This is a genomic window from Haloplanus rubicundus (assembly GCF_003342675.1).
In the GTDB taxonomy this organism is placed as follows: domain Archaea; phylum Halobacteriota; class Halobacteria; order Halobacteriales; family Haloferacaceae; genus Haloplanus; species Haloplanus rubicundus.
On record NZ_CP031148.1, the window covers coordinates 655,445 to 670,686 of the forward strand.

Annotated in this window: 16 protein-coding genes; 10 read left to right on the forward strand and 6 right to left on the reverse strand. The window is 69.3% G+C overall.

Features of this window, described 5'->3' with window-relative positions; genetic code table 11:
- Positions 1-13: 13 nt before the first annotated feature.
- Positions 14-448 carry a pyridoxamine 5'-phosphate oxidase family protein gene (locus DU484_RS04180; RefSeq protein ID WP_114584932.1) on the reverse strand — a complete coding sequence of 145 codons (435 nt, stop codon included), beginning with the start codon at positions 446-448 and terminating at the stop codon, positions 14-16.
- A gap of 125 nt (positions 449-573) precedes the next feature.
- Between DU484_RS04180 and DU484_RS04185 the strand changes: the two genes are divergently transcribed.
- Both DU484_RS04185 and DU484_RS04190 read left to right on the forward strand, forming a co-directional pair.
- Positions 574-1,263 (forward strand): lipoyl protein ligase domain-containing protein, encoded by a 690-nt coding sequence (locus tag DU484_RS04185; protein ID WP_114605181.1) that lies wholly within the window; start codon positions 574-576, stop codon positions 1,261-1,263.
- 24 nt (positions 1,264-1,287) lie between these two features.
- Positions 1,288-2,586: a dihydroorotase gene (locus tag DU484_RS04190; RefSeq protein ID WP_114605182.1), complete on the forward strand. Its 1,299-nt coding sequence runs from the start codon at positions 1,288-1,290 to the stop codon at positions 2,584-2,586.
- Here DU484_RS04190 and DU484_RS04195 read toward each other — a convergent pair.
- A complete protein-coding gene (locus DU484_RS04195) occupies positions 2,583-3,170 on the reverse strand; it encodes a DUF5806 family protein (protein ID WP_114605183.1) in 588 nt (195 codons plus the stop codon). The two genes, DU484_RS04190 and DU484_RS04195, sit on opposite strands and share 4 nt — an antisense overlap.
- Before the next feature lie 101 nt (positions 3,171-3,271).
- Here DU484_RS04195 and DU484_RS04200 point away from each other — a divergent pair, with 101 nt between their 5' ends.
- The 3 genes from DU484_RS04200 to DU484_RS04210 all read left to right on the forward strand — a co-directional run bounded on the left by DU484_RS04200 (position 3,272) and on the right by DU484_RS04210 (position 4,962).
- Entirely contained in the window at positions 3,272-3,907 is a 636-nt protein-coding gene (locus DU484_RS04200) for an IS6 family transposase (RefSeq protein WP_114605184.1), read from the forward strand.
- Between the two features lie 156 nt (positions 3,908-4,063).
- The gene (locus DU484_RS04205; protein WP_114584935.1) at positions 4,064-4,432 is read left to right on the forward strand and encodes a universal stress protein; all 369 of its coding nucleotides are present in this window, start codon (positions 4,064-4,066) and stop codon (positions 4,430-4,432) included.
- Positions 4,429-4,962: a GNAT family N-acetyltransferase gene (locus DU484_RS04210; protein WP_114584936.1), complete on the forward strand. Its 534-nt coding sequence runs from the start codon at positions 4,429-4,431 to the stop codon at positions 4,960-4,962. Before DU484_RS04205 ends, DU484_RS04210 begins: the two co-directional genes overlap by 4 nt.
- 75 nt (positions 4,963-5,037) lie before the next feature.
- Here DU484_RS04210 and DU484_RS04215 read toward each other — a convergent pair whose 3' ends face one another.
- Positions 5,038-5,490, reverse strand: coding sequence for a universal stress protein (locus DU484_RS04215; RefSeq protein WP_114584937.1), 453 nt, complete (start codon positions 5,488-5,490; stop codon positions 5,038-5,040).
- 79 nt (positions 5,491-5,569) lie between these two features.
- Here DU484_RS04215 and DU484_RS04220 point away from each other — a divergent pair, with 79 nt between their 5' ends.
- The gene (locus tag DU484_RS04220; RefSeq protein WP_114605185.1) at positions 5,570-6,037 is read left to right on the forward strand and encodes a universal stress protein; all 468 of its coding nucleotides are present in this window, start codon (positions 5,570-5,572) and stop codon (positions 6,035-6,037) included.
- A gap of 49 nt (positions 6,038-6,086) precedes the next feature.
- Complete coding sequence (locus DU484_RS04225) at positions 6,087-7,262, forward strand: DHH family phosphoesterase (RefSeq protein ID WP_114605186.1); 1,176 nt, start codon at positions 6,087-6,089, stop codon at positions 7,260-7,262.
- 157 nt (positions 7,263-7,419) lie between these two features.
- Here the strand turns inward: DU484_RS04225 and DU484_RS04230 are convergent, their stop codons facing one another.
- Positions 7,420-7,842, reverse strand: coding sequence for a DUF5807 family protein (locus DU484_RS04230; RefSeq protein ID WP_114605187.1), 423 nt, complete (start codon positions 7,840-7,842; stop codon positions 7,420-7,422).
- Positions 7,843-7,930: 88 nt separating this feature from the next.
- On the opposite strand from DU484_RS04230, the gene DU484_RS04235 reads away from it, so the two are divergent.
- Positions 7,931-8,209 (forward strand): hypothetical protein, encoded by a 279-nt coding sequence (locus DU484_RS04235; RefSeq protein WP_157969249.1) that lies wholly within the window; start codon positions 7,931-7,933, stop codon positions 8,207-8,209.
- Here the strand turns inward: DU484_RS04235 and DU484_RS04240 are convergent.
- A complete protein-coding gene (locus DU484_RS04240; RefSeq protein ID WP_114584942.1) occupies positions 8,206-8,640 on the reverse strand; it encodes a DUF7112 family protein in 435 nt (144 codons plus the stop codon). The two genes, DU484_RS04235 and DU484_RS04240, sit on opposite strands and share 4 nt — an antisense overlap.
- A 2-nt stretch (positions 8,641-8,642) precedes the next feature.
- Positions 8,643-9,023: a 30S ribosomal protein S6e gene (locus DU484_RS04245; protein WP_114584943.1), complete on the reverse strand. Its 381-nt coding sequence runs from the start codon at positions 9,021-9,023 to the stop codon at positions 8,643-8,645.
- Between the two features lie 195 nt (positions 9,024-9,218).
- Here DU484_RS04245 and DU484_RS04250 point away from each other — a divergent pair, with 195 nt between their 5' ends.
- Together DU484_RS04250 and DU484_RS04255 are read left to right on the forward strand one after the other, a co-directional pair.
- Positions 9,219-11,816, forward strand: coding sequence for a heavy metal translocating P-type ATPase (locus DU484_RS04250; protein ID WP_114584944.1), 2,598 nt, complete (start codon positions 9,219-9,221; stop codon positions 11,814-11,816).
- 168 nt (positions 11,817-11,984) lie between these two features.
- Entirely contained in the window at positions 11,985-15,179 is a 3,195-nt protein-coding gene (locus DU484_RS04255) for a right-handed parallel beta-helix repeat-containing protein (protein ID WP_114605188.1), read from the forward strand.
- Positions 15,180-15,242: the final 63 nt, after the last annotated feature.

Sequence of the window (15,242 nt, forward strand, 5' to 3'; positions counted from 1 at the left end):
CTTATACGCTCGCCTATCCGACGAGGCCGTCCGGAGTCGCGCCGAACGCCCGGCCCGAGAGTTCGTCGGGGTCGAGGCGGTAGAAGGCGAACTGCACGTCGCCGTCGGGGCTGACGTTCACGTTCGGAATCGTCGCGTTCCCGGCGAGCGCCGCCGCGGCCCGGTCGTCGGCCGGGTCGGAGACTGGCTCGACCGGACCACGGGCGACGACGCTACGCGCGGGGTCGACGGTGTAGGCGGTGAACGTCGCCACGTCGGTCGTCGAGAGATACGAGAGTTTGTTGCTGTCGTCGCCGTAGCCGAACTGGAAGTAGAGCGTCCCGTCGTCGTAGCCGAACGACTCGGGGATGGCGTACGTCTCGGCGCCGTCGGTCAGCGACAACACGCCGGTACCGATGTCACGGAGGAACGCGTCGATTTCGTCGCGACGCATGTCGTGGGCGGTCATGGGCCGAACTGCGCGCCGCGCCGGTGTTATAGCTCACGTTACCACCCGCTGGGAACGGCACCCGACAGCTAAACCCCCGGTCCGCTAGCCACACGGTTTTCACCGTCCGGCGCCTGCGGCGACCCATGCGTGTCCTCCGCGGCCGGGCGGCGACCATCGCGGCCGACCGGGAGCGAACCCGGACGATGCTCGCCCGGACGGGCGAGACGGGTGAGCCGGCGGTCCGGGTGTGGGCGCCACACCGCCAGGTGGCGTTCGGGCGGCGCGAGGCGGCCGAGCCGGGGTACGACCGCGCCGTCGCGGCCGCCCGCGAACGCGGCTTCGACCCGGTCGAGCGGTCGGTCGGCGGTCGGGCCGTCGCCTACACGGGGTCGACCGTCGCGTTCGCCCACGCCGTGCCCGTCGCGGACCCGCGGGTCGGCCTCGACGACCGCTACGACGCGGCGGTCGGGAGCCTCCGGCGCGCGCTCGCGAGCCTCGGCGTCGACGCCGTCCCCGGCGAACCGCCCGACGCGTTCTGTCCGGGCAGTCACTCGCTCCAGTGTGAGGGGAAGGTCGTGGGTATCGCTCAGCGGGTCCGCACCGACGCCACCCTCGTCGCCGGCTGTGTCGTCGTCGCCGACCGCGGGGCGTTCGCGGACGTGGTCGACGCGGTGTACGGCGCCCTCGAACAGCCCTTCGACCCGGCGAGCGTCGGGAGCGTCGCGGCCGCGGGCGGGCCGAGCGACCCCGACCCGGTGATCGACGCGGTCGAACGGCAACTCGTGGGCGACGCGGCGACGACCGTCAGCCGGATCGGGAACGGGCACACTTAGGGCACCGCGGGAACAGGGATCGGTATGCTCGTACGGAACGCGACGCTGGCCGACGGCCGCGTTCGCGACGTTCGGATCGAGGGGGAGCGCATCGACGCCGTTGGCCGTGATCTGACGGGGGCGGGCGAAGTCGTCGACGCCGCCGAGCGACTCCTGCTTCCCGGCGCCGTCGACGCTCACGTCCACTTCCGGGAGCCCGGCGCCCCGCACAAGGAGACGTGGCGAACCGGCTCCCGGAGCGCCGCCGCGGGCGGGGTCACGACCGTCGTCGACCAGCCCAACACCGACCCGCCGACGACGACGGGCGCGGCGTACGACCAGAAGGAACTCTGTGCCGACGACTCGCTGGTCGACTACGGCATCAACGGCGGCGTCACGCCCGACTGGGACCCCGAGACGCTGTTCGACCGCCCCGTCTTCGCGCTCGGGGAAGTCTTCCTCGCCGACTCGACGGGCGAGATGGGCATCGACGGCGACCTGTTCGAGGACGCGGTCCATCGCGCGAGCGAGGCGGGCGTCCCCGTCACCGTCCACGCCGAGGACGCGACGCTGTTCGACGAGAGCGCGCGGGACCGGGCGGGCGAGGGGACGGGTCGGGGAGCAAACGCCGACGCGTGGAGCGCCTACCGCGCCGCCGAGGCGGAAATCGCCGCCGTCGAACGTGCCGTCGAAATCGGCGTCGACGCGGGCGCACGACTCCACATCGCCCACACCAGCACGCCCGAGGCCGTCAATATCGTCGCCGATGCCCCCGACACCGTGACCTGCGAAGTGACGCCGCACCACTGCCTGCTCTCCCGTGACGACCTGCGTGATCTGGGCACGTTCGGGCGGATGAACCCGCCGCTCCGGAGCGAGAAGCGCCGTGTGGCCCTCTACGACCGCGTCGTCCGCGGGCGGGTCGACCTGATCGCCACGGACCACGCTCCGCACGCGCGCGCCGAGAAGGAGACGACACTACTCGACGCGCCGAGCGGCGTGCCCGGTGTCGAGACGATGGTGCCCTTGCTCCTCGCGGAGACGCTCGACGGCCCGCTGACGGCCGAGCGCGTCCGGGACCTGACGGCGGCGACGCCGGCGGAGACGTTCGGTCTCGACCGGAAAGGGCGCGTCGAGGCGGGGATGGACGCCGACCTGGCGCTGTACGATCTCGATAGCCCGCGGACGGTCCGGGGGAGTCGGCTCCACTCGAAATGTGGGTGGACGCCGTTCGAGGGGCGACCGGGCGTCTTCCCCGAGTGGACGCTGGTGCGCGGCGAACGCGTCTACGACGGCGCGATGGACACCTTCGGATCGACCGACGGCGCTAACGTCAGGCGCTAATCGAGGTCGTCTCGGAGCGTTTCGCTCGACTCGCGCACCTCGCGCATGACCTCCGAGACGCGGTCCTCGGCGTCGAGTTCCTCGGCGACCGAGAGGTCGACGCCCTCCACCTCCAACAGGAACTTCGCCACCTCGGTCACCTCGTACATCATCTCGTCCAACTCCTCGGCGGTGAAGAAGCCGGACATGGCGCCGTAGAGGAAGGTCGCGCCGGCCTTCTGGACTTTCTCCTCGAAGGACGCCCGGGCTTGGTTGACCGCCTGCGGCGAGTAGGTGTCGGTCATGAAGGGGACGAGTTCGGGCAGGTTCTCGCCGATTTTCGTCATCTCCACGCCCGTCTCGGTGCGGAAGTCGACACAGAGGCGGGCGATGGCCCACTCGCGGGCGGTGACGTACGTCCGGTCGCGGAGGAAGTCGTTGACGCGCTCGTACTGGGCGCCGTCCATCTTCTTGAAGCGCTCGTACTTGCGCACGTCGGGCGGCACGTCGGCGTCGGTCGACGGCCCGGCATCCGACGCCGACGGAGCGGCCCCGGCTCCGGAGTCGTCGTCTACGGACCCGTCGGCCTGCGCGTCGTCGCTCATGCGCCCGGATTTCGAGCGCCGGTGGAAAAGGGTTCCGTCGGCGTCTGCCTTCGTGTTTAGTTAACGATGAAGAGTGAGGCGAGTGAATTTCTTGCTGGTCTATGGCAGAAATCACACGCCTCAGCGGGAATAACGACTGGATTGATTTGGATTTTGTGGAGCGAGAGCGGACACCCGAGCCGGCGATGAAGCTCGGTATTCAGATGCATCTGGCTGGACTATCACTTTCGAATACCGTCTCTGCTCTTGATAGTTTGGGTGTCGAACGTTCTCGAAAAGCGGTTCACGATTGGGTACAGAAGGCCGATCTACAGCCGGTCAGCGGAAAGGCTCCGAATCAGGTTGCGGTTGACGAAACCGTGATTCGAATCAACGATCAGCAGTTCTGGCTGTACGCCGCCGCGGATCCACAGACGAACGAATTACTCCATCTACGGCTGTTTTCGACCACTACAATCGGTCTCACCGAACTCTTTCTCAACGAACTGCGGGAGAAACACGATGTCGAATCCGCCCTGTTTCTCGTCGATGGCGCCAAACATCTCCAAACTGCACTCGACCGATCGGGGCTCCGATTTCAGACAGAACGCCACGGAAATCGGAATGCCATTGAACGTATCTTTAGAGAAGTAAAACGACGAACCTCTTCGTTTTCAAACTGTTTTAGCCACGTCGAACCAGCAACAGCTGAAAACTGGTTGCAGAGTTTCGCTCGCTGGCACAATGCTCCAAACTAAACACGAAGGCGTCTGCCGGCCGTCAGACGGGTCGACGTCCCCGCTTCCGGGTCGCCGCCGGCCGTGGCGGTGGCGATGGCTGGAACCGACGGACGTCGGTCCACATCGGGCCGCACGTCGCGTACCTTTTTCACTCGCGCCCCCGACGCCTCGGGCATGAAGCTACTGCTGGGCATCGGCGGAAGCGACGACTCGATCCGCGCGCTGGAGCGCGCGGTCGACCGCGTCGCCGAAACGGGCGACGACCTGACGGTCGCGATCCTCCGAAACCCGGCGACCGAGGTCGATCCCGCGGCCATCGAGGAGCGGGTGCGGGCGGTCCTCGACGACGCGGGCGTGTCGGCCCCGATCCGACAGCTAGAGGGTGACCCCGGGAGCCGACTGGTCGACCTGGCCGAGCGCGAGGACTTCGACCGGATCGTCCTCGGTGGCGGCGAGACCAGTCCGATGGGCAAGATCAAACTGGGCGGTATCGCCGAGTTCGTCCTGTTGAACTCTCACGTCTCGGTGACGCTCGTCCGATGAGCGGTGACGACGCCTTCCCCGACGAGCCGGCCGGTCCCTTCCCCGAGCCGCCGACGACGTTCGACGACCGCGAGGGGCGGCCGATCACGGTGCGTCGGTACGACGAGGCGCTGGATCGAGACGCCCTGGAGGCGATGTACGAGGCGTTCGACCCCGCGGACCGGGCACAGGGCATCCCGCCGACTGGCGAGGAGCGCATCGCCGACTGGCTGGACGCGATCACCGGCCCGGAGACGGTGAACGTCGTCGCGAACCACGGCGACGCCGTCGTCGGGCACGCGACGCTCGTCCCCGACGAACCCGAGGCGACCGCCGAACTCGCCATCTTCGTCCTGCAGGACTACCAGGGTGCGGGCATCGGCACTACCCTGATCGAGACGCTCCTCGGCGCCGGGCGCGAGGCGGGGGTCGAACGCGTCTGGCTCTCGGTCGAGCGCTGGAACGACCCGGCCATCTCGCTGTACGAGAAGGTGGGGTTCGTCGCCAGCGACACCGAGAGCTTCGAACACGAGATGGCGATCCGTCTATAGAGGGTCTCGTAACTGTTCGTCGATTCCCGCCGTCACGGGCCGGCGGGAATCTACGATGACTTCCGATACACCCTATTACACTGAGAGGACCGGCTGGCTCGCGTAGAGGAGGACGTACTCCGCGGCCTTCGCGAGCACCTCGTCGGGGTCGCCGGAGACGGGTTCCCGCGGGACGACCACGAAGTCGGCACCGAGTTCCTCCGCGGTGTCGAGGACGACGCTGCCCGGATGCCGCGAGAGTTGGCGGGTCGAGAAGCCGTAGGCCATCGACGTCGAGAGCGGCACGCCCGCGCCGTCGACGACGTCGACGACGGCTTCGAGGAAGGCCTCGGTGTCGGCCGCGAGCGACGCGTCGTCGACGGCGCCGGTGTCGATGGCGCGCGCGAGGTCCTCGCTGACGACGTAGAGCGCGTGGACTGCAGCGTCGTACTCGGCGGCGATGGCGGTGGCGTACTCGACGGCCGAGAGCGACTCCTCGCTCCCGTCGACGGGGACGAGCACGAGCGAGGGCGAGAGCGGAACGGTCATGCCGGGGCGTGCGCGGGCCACGGGCAAAAACGCTCCCCCATCGGGACGTTTTATGCACCGACCGGCCGAACGCTCAGGTATGCTACCCGCATTCGACCGGATCGTCATCGCCACCGACGGCTCCGAGAGCGTCCGCCGGGCCGTCCACGTCGCCCTCGATTTCGCCGACCGGTTCGACGCGACGGTCCACGCGCTCTACGTCGTCGACGAGGGCGAGGTCGAATCCTCGCCCGAACGAGTGCGCGAGGAGATGCGCGCCGCCCTCGACGATTCGGGGGAGGAAGCGTTGGCGGAGGTGGCCGCCGCGACCGACCGCCCGGTGACGACCGCCGTCCGCGAGGGGCGCCCGGCGACCGTGATTCGCGAGTACGCGGTCGAACACGACGCCGACGTGGTGGCGATGGGGACCCGCGGGCGCCACGGCGAGAACCGCTTTCTCATCGGGAGCGTCGCCGAGCGGGTCGTCCGCACCTGTCCCGTTCCCGTGCTGACGGTGCGACAGCTCGACGAGAGCGAGCGCGGCGGGGACGGTAGCGCCGCGGCCTGAAACGCCCACGGACCGCGGAATACTTCCCCCCGCCTCCCATCCGGACGGTATGGACGACGACCTTATCGATTCGGACGCGCTCTCGCTCTCGCGGAAGTCGCGGCTCCCCGGTGCCGGCTTCTTCTACCCCGACTCGCTCGACGAGGAGTACGCCGACCGTCGCGCCCGCGAGGCCATCGAGGGCGCCGAGGCGGTGGTCGTGGCCGACGGCGACGCCGACGGTCTCGGCTGTGTCGCCCTCCTCCGCGAAGTCTACGACGCCGCCCTCGACGTGGCGCCGTTCGAGGCGTCGCTGGCGGCCCGCGCCGACTCGAGCCTGACGGACGACGAGGACGACGAGGACGATGACGACCGCGAGGACTCCCCGGTCGGTCTCGTCACCGCCAGCCCCCACTCCCTCGACGACGCCCTCGAACGCGTCGCGGAGTACGCCGACCCCGACGTCGACGTCTTCGTCTGTGACCTCTGTCCCGACGACGAGTCGGTGATCGAGGTGGTGGAGGCGGTCGTCGCCCGTGCCGAGACGGTGCGGTGGTTCGACCACCACCAGTGGGACGACGACGTCGCCGCGGCGGTCCGCGGGGCCGGCGTCGACCTCGTCGTCGGGGAGAGCGACGAGGAGTGTACTGCCGACGTGGCGCTTCGCTCCCTCGACTACGACTTCCCCGACCACCTCGCCGACCTCGCGGCGGTCACGCGGGACCACGACCTCTGGATCAAGGAGGACCCCCGGAGCGACGACCTGGCCGACTACAGCCACTGGGCGAGCGCCGAGGAGTACGTGACCGTCGTCGGACGCTACGGTCCCGCCCTGCCGGAGCCGGTGGTCGATTACCTCGATCACCGTCGCGTCGAGAAGGAGCGACTGATCGAGGCGGCCGTCGACCGCGCCGAGATGGAATCCGTGGGACCGTGGACCGTCGGCGTCACCTACGGCCGGTGTTCGCAAAACGAGGTGGCCGAGGCCCTTCGGGAGCAGGGCGCCGACGCCGCGGTGATCGTCAAGCCCGCCGGGAGCGCGAGCATCCGCGGGAGCGAGGGGTTCGAGCGTGCCCACGAGGTGGCGGGGCTGGTGAACGGCGGCGGGCACCCCCGCGCCGCGGGCTGTAAGCCCGACATCTACGACGACATGCTGGACTACGCCTACCACTGGACGACGGAGGGGGCGACGACGAAACAGGTGATTCTGGCGGCGTTCGAGCGGGTGGCAAGCGAGGCCGAGTGAAACGAGGCCTCGAAGCGGAGCGGGGAGGCACGACCCGCGGAGCCGAGGATGCGGACGACGGCGAGACCGACGAGTAACGATACTGTCGGCTGTACGTCGATGCGGATAGTCGCCACCCTCGGCGGCACCTATCGTGAAACAGGAACGGCCGACAGTATTACGCCTCGTCCACGATCCACCGATCCGAGAACGCGGTGCCGTCGGGACAGGCGGCGTAGGCGTGGATCACGTCGCCCTCGGCGTAGATGCCGCCGACCTCCTCGTTCTGTGCTTCGGCGAACGCGAGGATGTAGGCCGCGCCCTCGCCGCAGTCGGGACAGGTGCCCCCCTGCAGGTCGCGGTCGATGTCGCCCTCGCTCCCCATCGCCTGTTTCGCGAACTCCATGGCGTCCATGCCGGTGCCGGCCGAGAAGAGCCGGCGGCCCTTCTCGCCGGGGACGACGAGGACGACGCCGCCGTCGACTTCCGTGCCGTAGTCGGCGATGGTCCCCTCGTCGTCGAGGAAGTCGTCGGTGAGATAGAGGACGACGTGATCGAGACGGTCGCCCGCGAGGAACGCGTCGAGGTCGGAGTCGGTCATACCGAGCGATGAGGGTCGAGCGGTAAAGAACGGTCGTTTCGGACGCGACGGCGACGGGGTTTTGCCCCTGGTCCCCGTGGTCGGGACCGTGGATCGAACGCGTTTCACCCGGCTGACGTACCTCCTGTTCGGCCTCGCGCTGCTGTCGAGCAACGCCCTCTCCCTGCGGTCCTCGATCGATATTCTCCCCGTCGTGGCGGTCGTGATGAGCCTCCTGGTCGTCGTCGCGGCGGCCGCCGGACTCGTGCGACCGGACGCGGCCCCGTTCGGCGTGAGCGTCGACATCGGCGCCCAGCCGACGTGGGTGCTGGCCTTACTGTGGTTCGGGAGCGCGCTGTTGCTCGCTGGGGTCGTGCTCCAGCTCTAGCGGTCGCCGTCCAGCCCCTCCGCAATCGAGGAGAGCGAGGAGTCGGGCTGGCGGGTGACGGTGTACACCGCCCGCCGACCGGGGACGCGAACGCCGTAGAGATAGCCCGGCGTCACCTCGTCGAGGTCGACGCTCTGTCCCGTCTCGCGGTCGGTGCCGCGGACCCACTCGACGAGGCGGTTCGCACCCTCGCCGTCGGCCCGTGCGAGGCGGCGGTTGTCGGCGGCGCCGCGAATCAGGGCACCCTCCGCGTCGCCCTCCACCTTGGCGTGATACTCGGTGCCGTCGAGGACGAGACGGATCAGGTCGCCCGATTCCACGGCGGCCTCGTCGGGGAGGCGAAGACAGGGCCGGCGAGTGCCGCCGCTCCGGGCGAGTCGAGCGCGATACGTGGTCACCGCATCCCCGTCGCTGGCGACGCGGTCGGACACGGTTACTCGTCGTCGGTCAGGGCGTCGAAGTCGGCGTCGCCGTCGACCACCGTCGCGTTGATCTGGGCGACTTCGTCGCTAACCTCTCGCCCGCGGACGGTCACGCGCTTTCGCTCGCCGTCGCGCGAGGGCTCGAAGCCGACGCCGCCCTCGAGGAGGAGTTCCTTCAGCGCGGGGCCGGCCACGTCCGACCGCAGGGGGCGCCCGGCGTTGTCGGAGCCACCCGTCAGTTCGAGCGTGGTCCCGTCGAGGCCGACGGCGCCGCCGTCGACCTCGTCGCCGAGTTCGCGTCCGAGGAATCGGTTCGCGTCCTGTCCGTCGACCTCGACCTGTACCGTCCGCCCCGTCTCGGGGTCCGAAACGACGACCTTGAAGTCTGCCATGCCCGGATTCAGACGGTCGCCGATAAAAAGCACGTCGAAACCGAGCGTCGTCTCGGCGGACGCCCCGCTCGGCCGAATCGGGGCGACCGTGGCGGATATTATTAACTCAGACGGATTCAGTTATGAATAATTGGGGTTCAAAACCGGGATCGATGGTAGTGGGATTAATACTCTTCCGCCGACTAGGCCCGACCGATGAACGGTGGGAACGGGTGTGACGAGGACGCTGGCCACGACCACGATCACGAGTCGTCGGGCGACGCCGACGGGGCGACTGCGCCGGACGGCGCGTCGTTTCGCGCTTCGGTGCCGTCGATGGACTGTGCGTCGTGTGCGAGCAAGGTCGAGCGGAGCGTCGACTCGCTCCCCGGGGTCACGGCGGTCGATCCGCGCCCCGCGACCGGGACGCTCGTCGTCGGCTACGATCCCGACGCGACGAGCGACGCGGCGATCCGCGAGCGGGTCGAGGCGGCGGGCTACGACGTGGCCGAGGCGGAGACGGAGACGTTCGCGGTGCCGTCGATGGACTGCTCGTCGTGTGCCGGCACGGTCGAGTCGGCGCTGTCGCGGATCGAGGGCGTCGTCGACTACGACGCCCGGCCCGCCTCGGGCCGGGTCGCGGTGACGTACGACCCCGCGCGGGCGACCCGCGGCGACGTGGTGGCCGGCATCGAGAACGCCGGCTACGAGGTGATCGAGGGCGACCGGGAGACGGATTCGATCTGGCGGAGTCGGCGCGCGGTGAAGACGGGCGCCGGCGCCGCCCTCCTCCTCGCGGGAATCGTCGTCGAGTATCTGGGCGTCCCGAACCCCACCCTGACGAGCGTGCTGGGCCGAACGATCACCCTCGACTGGGCGCTGTACGTCCTCGCCGCGGCGGTTGCGGGACAGGCCATCCTGCGCAACGGGTGGTACTCGGCGCGAAACCGGAGCCTCGACATCGACTTCCTGATGAGCGCCGGGGTGCTGGGCGCCGTCGCGGTCGACCTCCCCTTCGAGGCGGCGACGCTCGCGGTCCTCTTTTCGATTTCCGAACTCCTCGAGCGCTACTCGATGGACCGTGCCCGCACGTCGATGTCGGAGCTGATGGACCTCTCGCCCGACACGGCGACGGTGGTGCGCGGAGCGTCGGAGACGCCCGGGGACGGCGGCGCAACCGCCGACACCGAGGAGACCGTCGCCGTCGAGGACGTGGCCGTCGGCGACGTGGTCGTGGTCCGACCGGGCGAGCGCATTCCGGTCGACGGCGTCGTCCGCGAGGGAACGAGCGCGGTGGACGAGTCCCCGATCACGGGCGAGAGCGTCCCCGTCGACGTCACCGAGGGCGACGAGGTGTACGCGGGTAGCATCGTCGAGGAGGGGTATCTGGAGGTGGAGACGACGGCGCCGGCGGGCGAGTCGACGCTGTCGAAGGTTATCGACCTCGTCGAGGAGGCGGAACGCGACAAGTCCGAGCGCGAGCGGTTCATCGACCGCTTCGCGGACTACTACACGCCAGCGGTGGTGGCGCTGGCGGTCGTGACCGCCGTCGGGCCGCCGCTGTTCGGCGCGCCCCTCGAAACGTGGTTCACGCGCGGGCTGACGCTCCTGGTGATCGCCTGTCCCTGCGCGTTCGTCATCAGCACCCCCGTCAGCGTCGTCTCGGGCATCACGAGCGCGGCACGCAACGGCGTCCTGATCAAGGGCGGCGACCGCCTGGAGGCGATGGGCGAGGTGGACGCCGTCGCCCTCGACAAGACGGGGACGATCACGACGGGCGAACTCGGCGTCACCGACGTGGTGGCGCTGAACGGGACGAGCGAGGACGACGTGCTGCGGTGTGCGGCGGCGCTGGAGCGCCGGAGCGAACACCCAATCGCGGGCGCCATCGTGGAGTACGCATCGGACCGTGGCGTCGGCGGCCGCGACGTGACCGACTTCCAGTCGATCACGGGTGAGGGCGTTCGCGCCGACCTCGACGGCGTCACCCACTACGCGGGCAAGCCGGGGCTGTTCGCGGACCTCGGCTTCGACCTCGAACACACGCACGTCGAGACGGACGGCGGCGCGGCCGTCGGCGACCTCGCCCCCGCGACCTGCGATCACGGTACCTACCTCGACCTCGTCAACGACGTGTTGCCGCGCCTGCAGGCCGCAGGCAAGACGGCGGTCCTCGTCGGTACCGAGGACGAACTCGAGGGCGTGATCGCCGTGGCCGATACGGTGCGCCCCGAGGCGGAGCGGTCCATCGCCCACCTGCGCGAGGCGGGCATCGACCGCGTCGTCATGCTGACCGGCGACAACGAGCGGACGGCCCGCGCTATCGCGGCGCAGGTCGGTATCGACGAGGCGGACGTGTACGCCGACCTCCTGCCCGCGGAGAAAGTCGACGTGGTGCGGGAGCTAGCCGCCGACTCGGCGGCGAAGGAAGACGCCCGCCTCCCGTGGAACCGTACCGCCGGCGGCGTGGCGATGGTGGGCGACGGCGTCAACGACGCCCCCGCGCTCGCGGCGGCGACGGTGGGCGTCGCCATGGGCGCCGCGGGCACCGACACCGCCATCGAGACGGCCGACGTGGCACTGATGGGCGACGACCTCACCCGCCTCCCCTACCTCGTCACCCTCGCCCGTCGCGCCAACCGCGTCATCGAGACGAACGTCTGGTCGTCGCTGGGCGTGAAGGCCGTCCTCGCGGCCGGCGCGCCGCTCGGGCTGGTGAGCGTCGTCCACGCCGTCGTCATCGGCGACATGGGGATGAGCCTCGCGGTGACGGGCAACGCGATGCGGCTGGCGAACGTCGAACCGGAGGAGTGAGTGAGCGGCGCGAAGCCGGATACCGGCACCCCGTCCGCCGTTTTCGGCACCACTTTTTTCAGACTCGAACTGGTGGCCAGTGGATATGTGGGGGAGCCCATCGAGTGACAGCGGCCCGATCAGTAGTGACATTTTTCTAATAGTATCGTCGGCTGGGATTACAGCTCGATGACCGGTGGGACAGGGACACGCCTCACGGCGGTAGCGATGGCCATCCTGCTCGTCACGAGCGGTCTCGGGGCGTTCGGCGGGACCGTCGCCGCCAGTTCCGGTGGCAATCCGTCCCCGACCGCCGATCCCGGGGACCTCGCCGTCTCGCTGACCGACGGCGACGGCACCGTCAACGCGACGTATCGGGTCAACACCACCTCGGGGACGATCAACGCCTCCTACGCCGGCGACAAGCCGGACGTGAACGTCTCCTACACCGACAGCGCGACGGCCATCCAGTTCGCGCTGGACAACGCGACGGCGACGTACGACACCGTCGTCGTCGGCGGCGGGACGTTCGACGGGAGCGTCGACGTCGATTCGACGGCTGGAATCGTGCTCGACGGCGGGTACAGCCGACTCGACGGTGGCGGTGTTTCACTCGGATATCCCGCCGTCAACGTGACTGTCGACGGGGCGACGGTGCGGAACCTCACCGTCGTCGACTCCGGAGGCGACGGAATCGGCAGCCTGAGCGCCGCCGACGTGACGCTCCGGAACGTCGAAGTCATCGACAGCAACAACCACGGCATCGACTTCGCCAACGGGACCATCCGGAACACGACGGTCGAGGGAGGAAGCGTCGGCCTCTACCAAGGGATATCGAACGGCTCGACCATCGCGGGGGTGACGATCCGACAGGCTTCGTCCACCGGCCTCGAGATCGACAGCGCGAACCACACGATCCGGGACGTGACGGTGAACAACACCACCAGCGGTAGTGGAATCCTCGAATCCGGCGTGAACAACACCTACGAGAACGTCACGGTCACCAACAGCAGCACCGAAGGGTTCGAAATCGGGGTGTCGGAGTCCGTCAGCACGAACGCGACGCTACGGAACGTGACCGTCGAGGACAACGCGGCGGACGGGATCATCGCCAACGAGGGCGACGGCGTCCTGCTGTCGAACGTCACCGCCGTCGACAACGGGGAACACGGCGTCCGGCTGGAAATCCCGGAGACGGTCCGGGATCTCACCGCGACCGACAACGACGGGGACGGGATCAAGGTCACGGCCGACGCCGACGGCGCGACGATCACCGACGTGACCGCCAAGCGCAACGACGACGGGATCGAAGTCAGCGTCGCCAACGCAACCGTTCGGGACGCGGTCGTGACGAACAACCGCGACTACGGAGTGAGCGCGATCGGTGTCGTGAACAACACGTTCGACGACGTGACGATCACCCGGCACGGTAGTGCTGGAATCAGACTCGGCGAAGGGGGGACGCTGGTCGACAGCGTCGTCCGGAATAACACGCAGGAATACGGCATCGGCTACAATGGACCGGGCATCTCCGTGGAAGGAAAGAACGCCACCGTCCGAAACGTCACGGTCGCGGAAAACGACGATGGCATCGAGATAGACGGCTCGAAGAACGTCGTGGTGCGCAACACGACGGTCACGAACAACACTAGGTGGGGTGTCTGGATCACCACCGACTCGACGAACGCGACACTCCGGAACGTGACGGCGGCGAACAACAGCAAGGGGGTGTTCACCGAGCCGAGAGCCGGAGAGAACCTCACGCTCACCGGCGTGACGGTGCGGAACAACCGGGATGTCGGGATCAGCCTCGCGCCCCGGTCCGGCACCCGCGTCGTCGACACCGTGACCGAGAACAATACGAACGCGGAACTGCTCGCGCGGTCGAGCACGTCGGGCCTCGCGCCGCCGGTGGGAACGCTGAACGGTACGAACGTCACCGTCGGGGCGACGACGTTCGAGACGGTCGAACTGAAAAACACTTCCGTGGAAGGGAACCTCACGTCGCCGCCATCGCCGGCGGGCGAATCGGAAACCGTCCGGACCGTCGGGAACCTCAGTCGGCTGGACGCCGGTGCGTTCGCCGACGTGACGGTCGAGTACGCGGACACGGACGCGCTGGGACTGAACGAATCGAGCTTCGAAATCGCCCGATACGACTCGGCGTCCGGGTCGTACGCGACGGCCACGAGCACGCCCGATTCGGCGGCCAACACCGTCACGGCTAACCTCACCAGCTTCGGACAGGTCGTCGTCCTCGGCGACCCCGAGAGCGGCGAAGGGGGGACCGTCGTCGACGGCACCTCGACGGGGACGCTCGACGTCAACGGCACGGAGGTCGTCGACGCGAGCATCGACTACACGGCGGGGCAGAGCGGCACGGCGACGGTCAGCGACCTGTCGTCGAAGCCGTCGAGCGTGCCGAACGCGACGACGAGCGGCGGCGTGGACGTGAACCGCGTGGCGTCGTACGTCGAGATCACGGCGCCGGAGCCGACGGACGGCGCGAACGCGACGGTCGAACTCGTCGTCGACCGGAGTCGGATCGACGATCCGGACGACACGCAGGTGTGGCGGTACGTGGGCGGCGGGAACGGCTACCAGCCGCTCGCGACGCAGGTCCAGAGCGTGACCGAAAGTCGCGTTCGCCTGACCTTCGAGACGCCCGGGTTCTCCGTCTTCGTGGTCGGTGATCCGGTCACGGCGACCGCCGGCGGCAGCGGGGGCGACGCCGGCATCGGGGCGTCGATCCTCACCGCCGAGCGCTCCGTGACCCAGCGGCTGTACGACGGGACCGCACGGCGAGCGACCGTCGCGTTCGACCGGGCGACGACCGGCACCGTCGCCGTCGAGGCGGTGGGCGGGCTTCCGGCCGCGGCCCCCGAGCCGAACGGGCGGACCGTCGCGGCCGTCGACGTGTCGGTGCCTGACGACGCCGTCGACCGATCGGCGACCGTCGAGGTCACGGTCCCGCGGTCCGCCGTCGAGAGCGCGGGCGTCGAGCCGTCGGCGCTGCGCGCCGTCCGGTTCGACGGCGGGGACGAACTCCACCGCCTCGACGCCGACGTCCTCGCGGCCGACGACGAGACGGTCGTCGTCGCGGCGGGGACGCCCGGCTTCTCTACGTTCGCGGTGATCGCGCCGAACCAGCCGGCGGCGCGGACGACCGGGGCGGCACCGACGGCGACGCCGGCCGCCTCACCGACACCCACTGCGACGCCCGCTTCGACGGCCACGCCCACCGCGACGGCCGCGCCGACTGACGGGGCCGAGTCGACGGCGACGCCCGAACCGACCGCCAGCGACGGCGCCGGGTTCGGACCGGTGATCGCAGTCGTCGCACTCCTGACTGCGGCGGCAGCGGCGACGGCGCGACGGCGGTAACGCCGGTCGTCTCGGGAAACCGGCCGTTTCGGACGGAGGGAAACGGCTTTTGAGTGCCCGCCA